Below are 15493 nucleotides of genomic sequence, written 5' to 3' on the forward strand. Positions count from 1 at the left end.
TCTGTGAGCCAATGTCAGCGTTTAGTGAATTTAAGCCAAACTCCCGCACCCAGGATGAGGGGTAAAAGGTTTCAGGTGGAAGGTTTAAGGGGCCAAATCAAACCTCGCACCCCAGACCCTACACCTTGCACCCTACCCCCCAAAAAGTACCCGCGCGGGTACTGCGATCGCCCCTACCCCCTTGCCATGATGGGGCCATCCACCGAGTTGAACTACACGAGGTATGCCATGACACGGCACGGTCAAATGTATCTCAGAGACGCTGCTCCCCCCCGCTTTCGGGTTCCGGCTCGGGGCCGCTTCGGCAGAATGTTTCGCTGCACGCGCCCCTTTGCCCAAGATACCCCCGCCGTTCGCCAGGCCCTGATGGCGCTGGGCAAAGCCGAAGGCATTATGGACCCCGGCCCCACTAACAACCCCGACAACCCCGCCATTCCGGCCGGATTCACCTTTTTGGGTCAGTTCATCGACCATGACCTCACCTTCGACCCTACCTCTAGTTTAGAGCGCCAATCGGATCCTGAGGCGATCGAAAACTTCCGCACCCCCTCCTTTGAGCTAGATAGCGTTTACGGCGCTGGCCCCACTGCTAGCCCCCATCTATACGACAACAGCCCCGCCAATCGCGGCAAGCTGTTGATCGACAGCGATCGCCCCCACGACCTGGCCCGCAACAGCCAGGGCACCGCGCTGCTGGGCGACCCCCGCAACGACGAAAACCTGATTGTGTCGCAGCTGCACCTGGCCTTCGTCAAGTTTCACAACGCGACGATCGACAAGCTCAAGGCCGAGGGCGTCAACCCCGGCCAGCTGTTCGACGAAGCCCAAAAGCTGGTGCGCTGGCACTACCAGTGGATTGTGCTGCACGAATTTCTGCCGCTGCTAGTGGGCCAGAAGGTGGTCGACACCGTGCTGCAACGGGGCCGCCGCTTCTACAGCACCCGCTGGCGGCGCGAACCCTACATTCCGGTGGAGTTTTCGGTGGCGGCCTACCGCTTTGGCCACAGCCAGGTGCGCGGCGGCTATGTGATCAATGACGGGTTTAGGGCCGCGATTTTTGTGCCCCCCGGTTCGGGCGGCAATGACCTGTCGAGCGGCAAACCGTTATCTCCTGAGCGGGTAATGGACTGGCGCAACTTCTTCAAGCTGGATGACACCAAAACTCCCCAGCTGAGCCAGCGCATTGATGCCACTATCTCGCGGCCCTTGTTTCAGCTGCCGTTTATTCCGCCCAATATGGCGTCGAACCCGGCCTCGCTGGCCCAGCGCAACCTGCTGCGCCACCTGACCTTTGGTCTACCCTCGGGCCAGACCGTCGCTCGCCGCATGGGCATTGCGCCCCTGTCTGCCGCTGACCTGGCGGATGTGGCCGCGATCAGCACCGAGTTGGCCAACAACACGCCCCTGTGGTTCTACGTGCTGCGGGAGGCCGACAAGCGCGCCGATGGCCAATCGCTCGGCCCCGTAGGCGGTCGCATTGTAGCGGAGGTGTTTATCGGCCTGCTGCAGTCTGATGAGCTGTCGTATCTCTGCCAAGAGCCCGACTGGATGCCCAGACTGGGAACTGGCGGTGACTTCAAGATGGCCGACCTGCTGAAATTTGCTGGCGTAGCTGAGCCTCCTGCCCTGCCTACCCCACCTGCTCCCGCTGAGACTCCTCAACCTGCCGAGGTGTCCGCTAGCTAAGGCTCATCTCCAACGGCTACCTGACCTGTAGGGGCGCAGCATGCTGCGCCCCTATAGCCGATCGGGCGGGCAGGGGCAGGCCGGACGCTGGGGGCTGAGCTGGCGTAGGGTGCCTAGGTAGTCTTCGAGATCGCCAAACTCGGCGGGGTTAAGGCGGTAGTAGATCCAGCGGCCATCCTGACGGGCGGAGATCAGCCCGGCCTCGCGCAGGGTTTTGAGATGAAAAGAGAGTTTGGATTGGGCAATCTCCATGCGATCGCACAGATCGCATACGCACATTTCCTGCGATCGCAGCAGCTCGATCACCTCCAGCCGCAGCGGGTCAGACAGGGCCTTAAAGCGAGCCAGTAGGGTATCAGACCGTTTCTCTAAAGCCGGAGCCATCTGCTGCGCAAGGTAAGGAAATCACTAGACCCAGCGTAGCAAAGCGGCGCGATATCTGCTGCGCCGCCAAATGCTACGATAAATGCCGCTTTGCCCTTCGCCCTGCTCCCCGGAGCGCTGCATTTTGACCCAGGCTTTTTCCTTTAGCTGCGACGCTCGCTGTAGCCACACCCAGGCGCGGGCGGGCACCTTCACCACCCCCCACGGCCCCGTCCACACGCCTCGGTTTATGCCCGTGGGCACCCTGGCCAACGTCAAAACCGTCACCCCGGCCCAGCTCGCCACCACCGGGGCGCAGATGGTGCTCTCCAACACCTACCACCTGCACCTGCAACCCGGCGAAGACATTGTGGCTGAGGCGGGGGGTCTGCACCGCTTCATGGGCTGGAATGGCCCCATGCTAACCGATTCGGGCGGCTTTCAAGTGTTTAGCCTCAGCCAGATGCGCACCATTACCGAAGACGGCGTGACGTTTAAATCGCCCAAGGATGGCCGCATCATCAACATCCGCCCCGAAACCTCGATTCAAATTCAGAACGATTTGGGGGCCGATGTGATCATGGCCTTTGACGAGTGCCCCCCCTACCCGTGCAGCCGCGAGACGATCAAAGCCTCTACCGATCGCACCTGGCGCTGGCTTCAGCGCTGCGTTGAGGCCCACAAGCGCCCCGATCAGGCACTATTTGGCATTGTGCAGGGGGGCGTCTATCCTGACCTGCGCACCGAGGCGGCCCAGCAGCTAGCCACGCTCGATCTGCCGGGTTATGCGATCGGCGGCGTCAGCGTGGGCGAGCCGCCGGAGCTAATCGAAACCATTGTCAAAGCCACTGCCCCCTGCCTGCCCGAGCACAAGCCCCGCTACCTAATGGGGGTGGGCACCTATAAGGAGATGGCCCAGGCGATCGCGGCTGGGGTAGACCTGTTCGACTGCGTCATTCCCACCCGGCTGGCCCGCCATGGCGCGGCCCTGGTGGCAGGCGAACGCTGGAACCTCAAAAACCAGCGCTTTCGCCGCGACTACACCCCCATCGACACCGACTGCCCCTGCTACACCTGCCAACACTTCACCCGCGCCTACCTCTGCCACCTAATCCACGCCAAGGAGATGCTGGCCTTTACCCTGATCTCGATCCACAACATCACTGAGCTGGTGCGGTTTACCCAGCGCATTCGGGAGGCCATTGTGGGCGATCGCTTTGCCCAAGAATTTGCCCACTGGCTGGTGCCAAACTCGGCAGCAACCTCCGTAGACGCCCCCCACCCGTGATAAAATGCGAAGAAAATTTACCAATTCTCAGATTCCAGCCAGAGCGCTAGGGTGCGGCGGGGTCTGGGTCTGGTCTGTCCCGGCTGTGTAACGAGAGGATAATTATTCAATGGACGTCGCAATGCTGCTGGCCAAACTGCCCGAGGCCTACTCCCTGTTCGATCCCCTGGTAGACGTGCTGCCCATCATCCCTGTGTTTTTCCTGTTGCTGGCCTTTGTATGGCAAGCTTCCGTCGGCTTTAAATAAAAAGTGTTTCAGCTTTAGCTAACAAAAACCCTAAAGCTTTTATAGCTCTGGGGTTTTTGTTTTTGGGCTGGCCATTAGCGTTGCGCAGCCTGGTTCGACAAGTTCCCGTGGTGCTCTTCCCATTCTTTGATGATCTGATGCTCAATCTTGAGGGCTTTCCACCGGGGCAAATTTAGATTGTGATGCAGCCGTCGCAAATGGCTGATGGCCCGTCTATCGAGGGTCAGTACTGGGGCGTGATCGCTGGCCCCAGAAGCAGACGCTAGAGCGCTGGCATGGTGATTAACCAAGTGCCTAACCGCTGTTGTGTAGCGGTGATAGGGCTGCTGGGCCGCCTCTCGAATGTGTTTAGTGATCTCGCGAGTGAGCTGCAAATGCTGTCGTAGAGTCTCTAGGTAAATCTGACCTATAGCATCGATCTGACCATTGCTACTCTCCAGGCAGTAGCGCACCTCGTGACGGTACTGTTCCTGCCGCAGCAGCTCATCGTCTGAAGGGCTGGCCAAGGTCTTGGGCAACTCTAAAGAGCTGCCCTCAATGAGGCGATCTAGCTCGCGCACCAACCGCTGTTTATCCTCGTGAAACGCTTTAGAGCTAATAGGCAGTCCATTGCGATGAGGCAGCTCTTTTAGACCATCAGGCAGCATATCCTCCCTGGGCATCACCACGCCGTCTATCAGTAGCGGCACAACGCGAACATTGTGACAGGTTAAGGCTTCCTCCAGCTCTATTCTTACCCAGTCAACAGGCTTGTTCCAGTCGCCGCTACTTAAGCCAGAGGCTGTAATACTGTTCAACCATTTCGCCGCAATTACCGGCAGCACAACGGCGCATTGACTGAGGGTGTCTCTAATATACTGGCGAATGTCTTCACCCTTAGGGATACTTTTTTCATCTAGAAAAACAGCGTCTTTGCCATAGGTTTCTTCTAGATGTTCGTGAATTTTGCGGGTAATGGTTTGGCTATCGCGGCGGCGGTAGGAAAGAAAAATGATTGGCATACTTCACCCTTGAAGCTCCCTAAGTTGCCCCTATTAAAGACCAGGTTTACAATTGTGGAGCCCCGATTCAATCAGCACTGATATACTGAGCCAACGACTGTCAGCACCATTGCCTCAGCAAAAATGGTCCACGATTTTAACTCAGTCAACAGTTTCCAGCTTGCGATTACATCCCTAGAGAGCGTGCCAAACCCAAGGGGTATCCATGCTGACGTTCAAGTTCTAGCTAGCGACATTACCCGGCTAAGCGGCTTAGAGCACACAACCTTTGACTTTGTCCCCCGTTCCCAGCGCCATCCCTCCGGTCTGGGTACAGCTCCCGTCAATGGTGCTGCTAAGCTATATGTAGGGCTGTGGTTTGAGGCACCGCTAGATAAGTTTAGGGTAGTGCTCAGGTGCGTGGGCAACTGGCTCGATCGCACCGCTGAGAAATACAGCTTTGAAGTTAAAATTCCGTCTGCTCAGGCGATCGCGCAACAAATAGACCAGGCAGACGTCAAAAATCCACCGGCCTACACTATTACCCTCGCCACTAATCAGGCCAAAAAACTGGCTGAACTGCTGCCCCTGGGCGAAGCGCTGCTGCCACCCCAGGAGCTTTATCTCACCAAGGCTAAAGACTATGTCAATACCTTTGGTGAGCTAACTCCCGCCGCTAGGGCTAACTTACTGTTAATGCGCCATCGCATGGGGCTTGCCAGTGAAGAGACCAGCGACCTCAATGCCAGGGCGATGGGGCCGTTCAAAACCCTGGGTGACAAGTACCAGCACTTTCGTCGAGAGCTGCTGGTGTGTAAGCAGGAGAGCGACCTCGATAGCGAGCTGTGGCAGGTGATGCAGGCCAAGGCCGAGACGATGAGCCTGCCCGAGGCCGATACTCAGTTTCTCAAGGCCGAGCGCCTTAGCACTCTGCGTCAGGAAGCCGACCGAGTGCGCCAGCAGCGGGAGGCCGAGGCCGAAGCCGAGCGCCAGCGTTACCGAGAGCAGCGCCAGCGCTTAGATCACTACCGCCACGCCTTTGTAGGCCTGGTAACTGATGCGCTGGTACCACTGAACCTTGCACCCGATGCCGCCCAGTTTCGTCAAGCCATGATGGCTCAGCTCTCGGGTGCGGAGTTTAACCGGGGCCGCTTGATCCAGGCCCGAGAATTTTACAACCTCAGCCCGCAGGAGGCCGATGCCCTTGAAAAGACCGTTTTAGATGAGCTGTATTTGCTATCTGGCTTACTATAAAGTTGCGGCGGAATGCTTTGGCTAAAACCCGGTCTTGGGTGCGTCTGTGAGGTGCTGGCTTGGCGCAGGATATTCAATTTTCAATCAGGTTTGTAGATCCTCAGTACAAGAGCGACGATGTGGTGACTGAGGTTCACTACCTGATTGAAGATCTGCGCGACCTCAATGGCATGAGCCAAACTCGCTTTGAACCGATCTCAGAAATTAGAGATGTCGCCGAAATTCGAGTCGGGGTTACGTTTGCGGCCCCCTCAGACCTGCTAGGGCCAATTTTGCGGCGGCTGCGCGATCGCCTCTACTACAACCCGATCGCAACGGCTTTCTGCTTCAAAATGGCTGACATCATGCTGTGCATCGAAACGCACCAGGCTGACGATTTACTAGGTTTCATAGCCGCAGCCCAAAGCGGACTGCTGTTTGCGCCCGAGCGCGATTACCTGGCCGAGGCCGAAACCTACAGCCGCACCCAGGGCGAGCTGTCGCCCACCGAACTCGACAACCTCAATCTGCTGCGCCAGCGTCTGGGCCTCACGGCGGAGCAGGCCGAAGTGCTCAACGCCAGAGCGGCCAGCCCTTACCCAACCAAAGCCGACAAGCACCGCCACTTTGAAGACATGACCGCCGCCGAGTTTAGCCGTTTGCGCGCTATGGACGAAGGCCCGCCCTTTGCCTCCAAAGACATTTGGCCTGTGCTGCAAGAGCTAGCCGAAAATTTGGGTTTGCCTTTCCTCGAAGCAGAGGCCATTTATCAAACGCACCAGCAGCGCTATCACGACGATACCAAGCTCAAAACCGAGCAAACTACGGCTAAAACCGCTGAAGATGGCCGTCTGTCTGCCGAGGCTAAGGCCGAAGCCGAGCGCCAAAAGCAGGCTCAACAAACCCAAGAACGCCTCAACCAGTACCGAGACCTGTGCCGCCAGACCATGACCCACGCTATTTACCCCTCTGAGTTTGATCAGGGCCGCCTTGACCAGGCCCGGCGACTGTGGGGTATTTCTGCCGAGCAGGCGCTGCAGCTGGAGACAGAGGTGCGCGATGAGCTGTACGGCGGGGTGGCGTCGGCTACTGGGGTTGACTACAATCGCCTGCGCAACCTGCTGCACCAACAGGCCTGGCACGAAGCCGACATGGAAACCGAAGTTCTAATTTTGAATGCCCTCAACCTCGATATGCAGCCCGTGACCGCTGCCACGATGGAGCGACTATCGACGGTTGATTTAACCACTATTGACGGCCTTTGGAACCGCTATAGTAAGGGGCGCTTTGGGTTTAAAGCCCAGCAGCAGGTCTACCGAGGCCAGCAGCAAATTCAGGCCGACGATCGCCAGCGGTGGCTAGCCTTTGAGGAGGCGTTGGGCTGGCGCGAGGCCCCTTCGCTGTTTTCCCGGGGCTACAAGCCCTACCACGACCTCACCTTCAGCCTCGAAGCGCCCCCAGGCCACCTGCCCACCTGGCGCTGGTGCTGCCCCAGTTTGAGCGATCGCTACAAAATCAACCTTGAGATTATGGCCGCTGTCATCCACCATCTCAACACCTGCATGCCCCTGGAGACCGTAACGGTTCCGGCCCTCGATACAGCGTTTCCTACCCAAATTGCCTAACCGGAGGGCTTACCCGTGCTCGCCAGCGCCACCAATAGCGGTTTAGAAGAAGACCTCAGCGAACTCAGTCTGCTGCTCAACGAAGAAGCTTGGGAAGAGGCCGATCGCCTGACGGCCGATCTACTGCTAGACGCCGTAGCCTACAACCAAAATGCCATGCGCTTACAGGGAGTCAGCCCCCGCCAGCGCCCTTATCTCACCACTGAGGCCGTAGCGGCTCTGCCCTGCCAACTGCTCCAAGCCATCGACGATCGCTGGCAGAGGGCCAGCGGCGGGCACTTTGGCTTTTCGGCCCAGCTTCAGATCTACGCTAACCTGCTAGAAACCGTGGATTTTGACCCAGACCTAAACAACTGGTCTACCCCCCATCCGTTCTTTGAAGACGTGGGCTGGCTGATGCTGGTTGCGCTGCGACCCGTGGGGTTTCTGCGGTTTTACAACTGGCTAGAGTTTGACCTTGATGCCCCCAGAGGCCACCTGCCTGCGCTCTGGTACTGGAAAATACCGCGCATGGTTTCCCTGCAAATGGGTGGCTTCTTGACCGGCCAGGGGGGGTGTTTTGGCGACCTGGCCCGGCTCGATGCCATGATGCTGCGGCTCTCGCGCTGCCACCAGCTCGGCGGGTAGTACCGCTGCGCGGAATTCAAAATGCGAAGTTCAAAATGAATCAGCCACCGTAGGGTTGGCACTGCCCACCGGTTATAGCCATCGCCAGGACGGCTAGGACATGCTAAAGCTTCTGGAACGATGGCTATACGTCAGTTCGCTGCCCGAGTTTTCGCTATGGCAGTTACTGATGTCCTAAGCGAACTGACCACCGCTATAAATCAAAGAAAAAGTTTTTCAGAAGTTGCTTAAAGTCAGAGGCCCCGTGGACAGATTTAAGGGATGTCGTTAGTCCAAAGCGATGGGCGACTGAGGCTGCACCTGAATGGTGACCTCAGCCAGGTAGGGCAACTGCTGGTGCAAGTGAATTCTGAGGTGGGAGGCGATCGCCTCCCCCGCTGCCACCGATAGCCTCGGCTCTACCGCCAAACTCACCTCACCGTACAGTCGATGGCCCAGCCACCGCCCCTTGACCTCCGTTACCGTAGCGGCGGCCTGCCCAACGCCGTGCTCTACCTCGTGGCGCAGACGATCGAGCACCTCTGGCTCTACCCCATCTAGCAGCCGGGTAAATACCGTTTGGGTCGACTGCCAGACCACCCGCAGCAGCACCAGGGTAATTACCAGCCCCATCACGGGGTCGGCCCAGGGGTAACCCAGCCCCACCCCCAGGGCACTAACCAGCACCGCTAGGCTGACTAGGCCATCGGCGCGGGCGTGCAGCCCATCAGCCACTAGGGCGGCGCTATTGATCTCGCGCCCCACCCGTAGGCGAAATAGGGCTACCACCTCGTTGCCCACAAAGCCAATTACCGCTGCCGTCGCCAGTGCCCCCAAATGGTCTAAGGGCTGGGGATGGCGCAGCCGCTCAATCGATTCGTACCCAGTAATCAGCGCGCTCAAAAAAATCACCGCCACGATCGCCACCCCGGCCAAATCTTCAGCTCGGCCATAGCCGTAGGCAAAGCGGGGCGAGGGCTTGGCGCGAGCCAGCACAAAGGCCACCCCTAGGGGCACCGAGGTCATGGCATCGCCCACGTTGTGAATTAGGTCGGCCATTAGCGCGACGCTGCCCGAGAGAGCAAACACCACGGCCTGGGCGATCGCCGTAATCATCAGCCCCACAAACGACCACTTTACCGCCCACAGCCCCCGCTCCGAGACGGCAATCTCAGGGTCTACAGCCCCGTGGGTATGGCTGTGATGGGAATGCTTGTGGGAGTGCTTGTGGGAATGTCCATCGTGGTGGTGCTGTCCGTGGCTGTGGGCATGATCTGCCAGGGTGACTGAAGCGATCGCGCCCTCCATAACGCCATCCAATGCGTCCGAGCCAGACAAGTGAGAAGCCGGGTTAGCCATAGTTAGCGAAAGAGCTACTGAAGCGCTATAGTAACGGCTCAAAACCGAGTCTGACCACAGAGATCACAAAGATAAAGGTCCCCATAAACGAGGCTCGGGTTCGCCTGTGCAATACGTGCGTTTGGTTATGTCGCTCTTAAGCAATGGGGCCGGGGAGACAGCACCTGTCTCCCCGGCCCCAACCAGCATTAGCCGCAGGAGCGGCCCTTAACCTCGGTCAGACTTTTGCACCAGGTGCGCCTCTAAGAACCAGAGACGCATGTCAATGGTGCGAGAAACCTCGGTATAGAGGTCGGCGGTGTCGGCATCGCCCAGGTTGTCGGTGGTGTCGATGGCTTCGCGCACGTGCTTACCGTAGGCGGCAAAACGCTCAGCCAGGGCGGTGACGTGCTCAGGGCCTTCTACCGCATCAACGGGGTACTCAGGCAAAATCGACTCGGCGGCAGCCATACGGGCCGTGCCCATGGCAGTACCACCCAGGGCGGTAACGCGCTCGGCCACCAAATCCACAAACCCTTCCAGTTCGCCCGCCAGCTCGTCAAACAGCTCGTGCAGCTGGTAGAAGTTCATGCCCTTCACATTCCAGTGGGCCTGCTTGGTCTGAGTCTTGAGATCGAGGGTGGCGGCCAGCGTTTGGTTTAGTACGGCACAAACCTGCGATCGCACCTCAGCCGACATATCAATACGGGTGGGGTAAAACCCGCGCTTGGTTTTAGTTTTCTCAGCGGTTGCAACCATATGGCCTCTCTTTGTTTTGTCAATCGAATGGATAACCAACAAACCTGTGATGCTGCCTGCGGGCCTAATCTTGAAATCCTACCACTACGGCCCCGGCTTCTCCTAAATCATACTCGTTATGAGTACGACTTGCAACCCGGCCCAAGCGTTTATGCCGGTTTCTACAGCCGCCAAGGACCTGCCGCCGCCCCAAGTTATGCTCTGAGAACGGCTTCAGCACATTCTCTCAGCCAGTGAGCCGGCGGTTCATTCTTCTATGGCGGCCTATATCGGTTAAGCCGCGATCGAAAAAACGGCGGTAGCTTGCTGGCCAAAGCCAACGCTACTGGCCAAACTCCAAACGCACCCGTTCTACCAGGTCAGCCGTCACCGCCTCGGCCTCGGCCTCGCGAGCCACATCTTCAATGCGCTTGCGGGCCTGGGCACGCACAAAAAACGGAATATTTTTGAGCTTAGCCTGGGCATCAGCTGTCCAGGGAAGTCCGTCAGCCATTAGCGAAGTCTGCTCCCAATTGCAACGAATGCCCTAATCCTATACATCGCTTCGCCGCCAATGTGAGGTTTTTGCCAAGGTGTAACGTTCCATCGGGAATTACAAGCAATGGCGGCGTAGATTATGGTGTCGGTTCGCTTTCGCCTACCTCAGCCCGATCGCTAGATCATCCCCAAACACCTGGGCCTTTGAAACCAAAGAACGCACCAGCCAGGCTGACGTTTACCCCCCCAGGCGCTGGCGTCGAAAGCTGACTCAAGTTAGCTCACCCAAGCCCTGGAACTCAAGCCCTTGTTCTAAAGTCCTGACGGGTGGGAACAATAGGCTCAGGTTGGCAAATGGCCTATCGGCACACGTTTAGACACGTAACTAGAGAGCGTCATGGTAGCAACACCCCACTACAAGAAAGATGAAGCCGCCGCCCTGCCCGATCAGGAGTTTGGCCTCCCTACTCTGGGAGAGGAGGATGAAGGGGCGGACATCAGGCTCCAGGACTTTTCTGCTGCCGACGCTGCTGACAGCGACTTCGAAACCGATGCTGCCGCCATGCTAAAGGGCAAGCGCACCACCGACCTGGTCCGCCTCTACCTGCAAGAAATTGGTCGGGTGCGCCTGCTAGAGCGCCACGAGGAAGTCTCTGAGGCCCAGGCTGTGCAGGGCTACATGCAACTGCTAACCGATTTAACCCAGGCCGCTGACGTGAATGGTGGCATCTTAGCCATCTACAGCAACCTGCTCAAAACCCGCGATCGCCTCTCATCGCAGCTGGGCTATCGCCCTTCCCTAGAGCGCTGGGCTACTGAAGCCGAGGTGCCCATCGCCGATCTCAAACCTACGCTCGCCGCCGGCAAGCGGGCCTGGGCCGAGCTCAGCAACCTCACCGTACCCGAGCTAGAAAAGGCCATCTCCGAAGGCATTCGCGCCAAAGAGCACATGATCAAGGCTAACCTGCGACTGGTGGTCTCGGTCGCTAAGAAGTACCAAAACCGGGGGCTAGAGCTGCTCGATCTAATTCAGGAAGGCACCCTGGGGCTAGAGCGGGCGGTCGAAAAGTTTGACCCCACCAAGGGCTATCGCTTTAGCACCTACGCCTACTGGTGGATTCGCCAGGGCATTACGCGGGCGATCGCTACCCAGAGCCGCACCATTCGCCTGCCCGTCCATATCACCGAAAAGCTGAACAAAATTAAAAAGGCCCAGCGCAAGCTCTCCCAGGAGAAAGGCCGCACCCCCTCCATCGAAGACATCGCCCGCGAGCTGGATATGACTGCCGTTCAGGTGCGCGAAGTGCTGTTGCGCGTACCCCGCGCCGTCTCCCTCGAAACCAAGGTGGGCAAAGACCGCGACACCGAACTGGGCGACCTGCTCGAAACCGACTGCATGTCGCCCGAAGACATGTTGATTCGTGAGTCACTGCGCCGCGACCTGCAACAGCTGATGGCCGACCTCACCAGCCGCGAGCAAGACGTCATCAACATGCGTTTTGGCCTCGGCGATGGTACCCCCTACTCGCTGGCCGAAATTGGCCGCGCCCTGGAGCTATCGCGCGAGCGAGTGCGCCAGATCGAGTCGAAGGCGCTGCAAAAGCTGCGCCAGCCCAAGCGCCGCAACCGCGTTCGCGACTACCTCGAAGCGCTGAACTAGAAGATGATTCGCTGTTGAGGGACGGGGTGCCTGTGGGAAAAGCTCAAGATCTGAGCTATTGCCCAGGCACCCCGTCCCTTTTCGCACAGCCTGTCTAAGACTGGGTTTGGGGATGCTGCTCTGCTCCGAGCAAATTGTTGGCTGAATAAGTAGGAAAGCCTAACTAAACGTAGCCCTGGATCGCTGAAAGCCTTGCTGTGCGGTAATCAGCATGTTGATTATTTAGATCTACCTACTTAGCACCACCGATGGCTCCCAACGACTCGAATATTAGCCACTGTGCAAAACCGAGAAAGTTTAGAACTTCAAATCATCGCGCTAACGCTGCCACCAAGGACTTGCCAACCGCTTTCCCCCTTGCGCCAAACTCTCATATAGCGGTAATCACCTGCAAAGGCATTTCCTAAATACGTACCGCTCAAGAATATTTGGGCTGATGCAAGAACAAAGTGTTCGCTCCAAACACGTATTTCTAGTTCTTTGGGCACAAACTCGTGAAACTGAGTGCCGCCAGTGCGGTGCAGGTCCAAGTCCATTGCTTTGGTTGCCAGTTCGCCAGTTGGCCCAGCAAAAAGCAGATCATCGGCAATAAGTGTGTCTAATTCAGATACGTCGGAGGTTGACATGGCGGCGTAAAGTCGCGCTTCACACTCACGAATTTGAACTTCAATTTCTGAATCCACGTTTCTCACCACAGTTCTAACTACACTTAACTATTCTGCGTTACAGGTTTCCTCATCAACCTACCTCAACTAATAGTCAGTCGCCCTACCTACACTGGACAACCTGATTGACTGACACAACTTTGGAAAGCATTGATATTCCGTAGGTTGGGTGGCGCGATAGCAGAACCTAACAGGCCTCGGATTATTGGCTAATGCTGGGTTTCACTGCGTTTCACCCAACCTACATTAAAAATGTGTCAGGCAGTCAGCTGGACAACTCGGAGCGATTGGCAATGAGAGAACTCATGCTAGGCAAAAAGACTTTGAACGTACGCTCTAACCAAACTTGTCATACGCTATCGCTAGTAAATGTTATCAGCTAGCACTCATATCTCGGATAACTTCATTCCTTTTACCTTTTACTGCGCGGTAGTACCAACGACGAAACCTCAAGGAGGGTTCGTCAGTAGGCACGTTATATCCTTCGTTTACATTAGAAACTTCACTAACTTGTGACTCAACCATAATACGATCATCATCGGATGCTGCAAAGAAATCATCGAAGTTGAAGTTGCTTTGACCAATCCCAGGATTGGGCAAAAGAACCTGCATGAATCGCATTTTATGCGTGTTGATCGGTATGGCAAAGAAATGGGGAAGAAGAGGCATTCCGTCTAGATTGAGAACGATAATATTCGGTTGATGCCAGTCAATCTTAGTGCCAGACGGTAAGGTGTTGAGTTTATTAGTAACCTTCATCCCGTCTGCTGTTGAGGTAATGCTGATTTGGGCGATCGCATCCTTGTGTGCTGCATCGTTGAGCTCGCCACCAAATGAGTTTCGATGAACAAAGGGAAGATGCAAGTAATCTAATGAGATGTCGACTGCTCTGGTCCAATGAGCATTCCAAATCTCATGGTGAATGATGTATCGGTCATTGGGTTCCAACAAGCTGGACGGTAACTGGGGAGCTGATGCGTTTTCTGTTCCTGTAAAAATCCATACCATCCCCGCGATTACCCTTGTAGGAAAACTCACAACTGACAATTTTGATAGATGAGCCGAGCTGAGCGGGTTAAAAGGAACACGAGTGCAGGTGCCATCAGTATCAAATTGCCAGCCGTGGTAGGGACATTCAATGCACCCACTCTCTGTGACTCGGCCTCGTGAGAGAGGAGCACCGCGATGGGGACAGAGATCTGGCAAAGCTGAGAACTGACCTCCAGCATCACGAAACAGGACTAACGATTCTCCAGCTAGTTCAATCGCAATCGGCTCGGCTCCAATTTCAGCAACGGGTAATACTGGAGTCCAAAAGTTTGGGAACATCTCAAACACGGCAAAATTTGGTCCTTAACGAGTGCTTGCGTGTAACTCACCATAGAGCAGCACTCCTGACAGCGTTATGTCAGTTGAACCCAAACAATTTTATTCTTTCTAGATTAAAACTCGTGTATGCTTCAAGGCTAACCTCTTCCGGAAACCCAATGTCCAAGACAAAGTCGAGAGATTTGATTCGATCAACACGGAAATCTCTGTAAGAATTCCTGAGTTGGCACCACGTACCAGTAGTCCATTTTCCGCCCCAAAAAAATAACCCAAGTGGGAAGATGACTCTCTGAGATGTTTCCTCATTCAGGCTTAGATACGTAATCCTAACCGTTTGCTTTTGTTGAATTGCCCGGTAAAGCTCGTTCCAATGTCTCAAGTTATGGTCATTTAAACCCTCGCCCAGAGCCCGAACGGGCGTGTAATTGGGATTTAGGCTTCGTGATGGTAAAACGGCTCCTATTTTGTCTAAAAGTGTTTTTGCCGCCTCTGCTAAGTCACTTCCTGTTGATCGCGACAGCATTTCAACACCTAACATCAAAGCGGCAATTTCATCATGGTTTAAAGTTAGGGGCGGCAGCTCAAAATCTTCATCTAAAGCGTAACCGACACCTGGCTCACCATAAACTGGAATGCCGCTTACAGAGAGATCATCGATGTATCGGTAGATTGTACGTACAGAAACACCAATCCGTTCGGCTAGCTGCTCTGCTGTAATCGGTTGGTGAGACCTGATGATATTCACTAATTGAAAAAGACGGTCAGCTTTCCTCATTTCCTGACATCAAATGATGTTGCTGTTTGAGCCATATAGTAATTAATTAGATAGAGCTAATTTGCCAAAATGCCTCTGCTGCTCAAATAGACAGATTGTTTGAGCCTAATTCCTTAGAAGGATCAACGGGCTACGGGTAATTGCATAATAGCTTTCCCAAGGCTAGTGGAGCGACCCAATGCCCATACCGCCCAGCGCCGCAGGAGCCACTTCCGCCCCTAGTTGCGAGCGGAGTCGAAACGCGGTTACTGAGTGGAGCCGAGACGCGGTTACTGAGCGGAGCCGAGATGCGGTTACTGAGCGGAGTCGAAACGCGGTTACTGAGCGGAGTCGAGGTGCGGTTACTGAGCGGAGTCGAGGTGCGGTTACTGAGCGGAGTCGAAGTATGGATGGTCATTCTGGCGAAAACCTTACTCATTGAGTAAGAGGAACTTTGAAGAGGCTTATTTTCTGTAGCGAAAG

General features: G+C 56.0%; 16 protein-coding genes. 8 read left to right on the forward strand and 8 right to left on the reverse strand.

Translation table 11 applies throughout. The features are described 5' to 3' along the window. Positions 1–228: 228 nt before the first annotated feature. On the forward strand, positions 229–1686 hold the full coding sequence (locus tag IQ265_RS22545) for a heme peroxidase family protein (protein WP_194057789.1): 1458 nt from the start codon (positions 229–231) through the stop codon (positions 1684–1686). Positions 1687–1737: 51 nt separating this feature from the next. Here the strand turns inward: IQ265_RS22545 and IQ265_RS22550 are convergent, their stop codons facing one another. Beyond that, complete coding sequence (locus IQ265_RS22550) at positions 1738–2070, reverse strand: metalloregulator ArsR/SmtB family transcription factor (protein WP_194057791.1); 333 nt, start codon at positions 2068–2070, stop codon at positions 1738–1740. Positions 2071–2194: 124 nt separating this feature from the next. Here IQ265_RS22550 and tgt point away from each other — a divergent pair, with 124 nt between their 5' ends. Both tgt and IQ265_RS22560 read left to right on the forward strand, forming a co-directional pair. Next, the gene (gene tgt, locus IQ265_RS22555; protein ID WP_194057793.1) at positions 2195–3337 is read left to right on the forward strand and encodes a tRNA guanosine(34) transglycosylase Tgt; all 1143 of its coding nucleotides are present in this window, start codon (positions 2195–2197) and stop codon (positions 3335–3337) included. Between the two features lie 109 nt (positions 3338–3446). Next, positions 3447–3584, forward strand: coding sequence for a photosystem II reaction center protein K (locus tag IQ265_RS22560; RefSeq protein WP_035985667.1), 138 nt, complete (start codon positions 3447–3449; stop codon positions 3582–3584). A gap of 74 nt (positions 3585–3658) precedes the next feature. Here IQ265_RS22560 and IQ265_RS22565 read toward each other — a convergent pair whose 3' ends face one another. Continuing rightward, positions 3659–4585 carry a toll/interleukin-1 receptor domain-containing protein gene (locus tag IQ265_RS22565; RefSeq protein WP_194057795.1) on the reverse strand — a complete coding sequence of 309 codons (927 nt, stop codon included), beginning with the start codon at positions 4583–4585 and terminating at the stop codon, positions 3659–3661. 183 nt (positions 4586–4768) lie between these two features. Between IQ265_RS22565 and IQ265_RS22570 the strand changes: the two genes are divergently transcribed. The 3 genes from IQ265_RS22570 to IQ265_RS22580 are packed head-to-tail and all read left to right on the forward strand — an operon-like array spanning position 4769 to position 8049. Beyond that, complete coding sequence (locus IQ265_RS22570; RefSeq protein WP_194057796.1) at positions 4769–5818, forward strand: hypothetical protein; 1050 nt, start codon at positions 4769–4771, stop codon at positions 5816–5818. A 59-nt stretch (positions 5819–5877) separates the two neighbouring features. Beyond that, on the forward strand, positions 5878–7422 hold the full coding sequence (locus IQ265_RS22575) for a GUN4 domain-containing protein (protein WP_194057797.1): 1545 nt from the start codon (positions 5878–5880) through the stop codon (positions 7420–7422). Between the two features lie 15 nt (positions 7423–7437). After that, complete coding sequence (locus tag IQ265_RS22580) at positions 7438–8049, forward strand: GUN4 domain-containing protein (protein ID WP_194057798.1); 612 nt, start codon at positions 7438–7440, stop codon at positions 8047–8049. 267 nt (positions 8050–8316) lie between these two features. Here the strand turns inward: IQ265_RS22580 and IQ265_RS22585 are convergent, their stop codons facing one another. The 3 genes from IQ265_RS22585 to IQ265_RS22595 all read right to left on the reverse strand — a co-directional run bounded on the left by IQ265_RS22585 (position 8317) and on the right by IQ265_RS22595 (position 10618). Beyond that, positions 8317–9387, reverse strand: a complete 1071-nt coding sequence (locus IQ265_RS22585; protein ID WP_194057799.1) for a cation diffusion facilitator family transporter — start codon at positions 9385–9387, stop codon at positions 8317–8319. Positions 9388–9594: 207 nt separating this feature from the next. After that, positions 9595–10125: a DNA starvation/stationary phase protection protein Dps gene (dps, locus tag IQ265_RS22590; protein ID WP_194057800.1), complete on the reverse strand. Its 531-nt coding sequence runs from the start codon at positions 10123–10125 to the stop codon at positions 9595–9597. A gap of 322 nt (positions 10126–10447) precedes the next feature. Continuing rightward, positions 10448–10618, reverse strand: coding sequence for a PCP reductase family protein (locus IQ265_RS22595; RefSeq protein ID WP_194057801.1), 171 nt, complete (start codon positions 10616–10618; stop codon positions 10448–10450). Positions 10619–10999: 381 nt separating this feature from the next. Between IQ265_RS22595 and sigC the strand changes: the two genes are divergently transcribed. Then, positions 11000–12262 carry an RNA polymerase sigma factor SigC gene (gene sigC, locus IQ265_RS22600; RefSeq protein WP_228038318.1) on the forward strand — a complete coding sequence of 421 codons (1263 nt, stop codon included), beginning with the start codon at positions 11000–11002 and terminating at the stop codon, positions 12260–12262. Between the two features lie 305 nt (positions 12263–12567). Here sigC and IQ265_RS22605 read toward each other — a convergent pair whose 3' ends face one another. The 3 genes from IQ265_RS22605 to IQ265_RS22615 form a co-directional block, all read right to left on the reverse strand. Next, positions 12568–12945, reverse strand: a complete 378-nt coding sequence (locus IQ265_RS22605) for a nuclear transport factor 2 family protein (protein WP_194057803.1) — start codon at positions 12943–12945, stop codon at positions 12568–12570. A gap of 357 nt (positions 12946–13302) precedes the next feature. Further along, positions 13303–14256: an aromatic ring-hydroxylating dioxygenase subunit alpha gene (locus IQ265_RS22610; protein ID WP_228038326.1), complete on the reverse strand. Its 954-nt coding sequence runs from the start codon at positions 14254–14256 to the stop codon at positions 13303–13305. A gap of 79 nt (positions 14257–14335) precedes the next feature. Next, on the reverse strand, positions 14336–15031 hold the full coding sequence (locus IQ265_RS22615; RefSeq protein ID WP_194057808.1) for a YafY family protein: 696 nt from the start codon (positions 15029–15031) through the stop codon (positions 14336–14338). 287 nt (positions 15032–15318) lie between these two features. Between IQ265_RS22615 and IQ265_RS22620 the strand changes: the two genes are divergently transcribed. Further along, positions 15319–15456 carry a hypothetical protein gene (locus tag IQ265_RS22620; protein WP_194057809.1) on the forward strand — a complete coding sequence of 46 codons (138 nt, stop codon included), beginning with the start codon at positions 15319–15321 and terminating at the stop codon, positions 15454–15456. The last annotated feature ends 37 nt before the right edge of the window (positions 15457–15493 follow it).

Source organism: Nodosilinea sp. LEGE 06152, from assembly GCF_015207525.1.
Taxonomy (GTDB): Bacteria; Cyanobacteriota; Cyanobacteriia; order Phormidesmidales; family Phormidesmidaceae; genus Nodosilinea.

Bases quoted from the DNA above. Each gene is read 5' to 3' on its own strand.
- IQ265_RS22560 (WP_035985667.1), top strand. From the start codon at position 3,447: ATGGACGTCGCAATGCTGCTGGCCAAACTGCCCGAGGCCTACTCCCTG.
- IQ265_RS22620 (WP_194057809.1), top strand. From the start codon at position 15,319: ATGCGGTTACTGAGCGGAGTCGAAACGCGGTTACTGAGCGGAGTCGAG.
- IQ265_RS22565 (WP_194057795.1), bottom strand. From the start codon at position 4,585: ATGCCAATCATTTTTCTTTCCTACCGCCGCCGCGATAGCCAAACCATT.
- IQ265_RS22585 (WP_194057799.1), bottom strand. From the start codon at position 9,387: ATGGCTAACCCGGCTTCTCACTTGTCTGGCTCGGACGCATTGGATGGC.
- sigC (WP_228038318.1), top strand. From the start codon at position 11,000: ATGGTAGCAACACCCCACTACAAGAAAGATGAAGCCGCCGCCCTGCCC.
- IQ265_RS22615 (WP_194057808.1), bottom strand. From the start codon at position 15,031: ATGAGGAAAGCTGACCGTCTTTTTCAATTAGTGAATATCATCAGGTCT.
- IQ265_RS22610 (WP_228038326.1), bottom strand. From the start codon at position 14,256: ATGTTCCCAAACTTTTGGACTCCAGTATTACCCGTTGCTGAAATTGGA.
- IQ265_RS22550 (WP_194057791.1), bottom strand. From the start codon at position 2,070: ATGGCTCCGGCTTTAGAGAAACGGTCTGATACCCTACTGGCTCGCTTT.
- dps (WP_194057800.1), bottom strand. From the start codon at position 10,125: ATGGTTGCAACCGCTGAGAAAACTAAAACCAAGCGCGGGTTTTACCCC.
- IQ265_RS22545 (WP_194057789.1), top strand. From the start codon at position 229: ATGACACGGCACGGTCAAATGTATCTCAGAGACGCTGCTCCCCCCCGC.
- IQ265_RS22595 (WP_194057801.1), bottom strand. From the start codon at position 10,618: ATGGCTGACGGACTTCCCTGGACAGCTGATGCCCAGGCTAAGCTCAAA.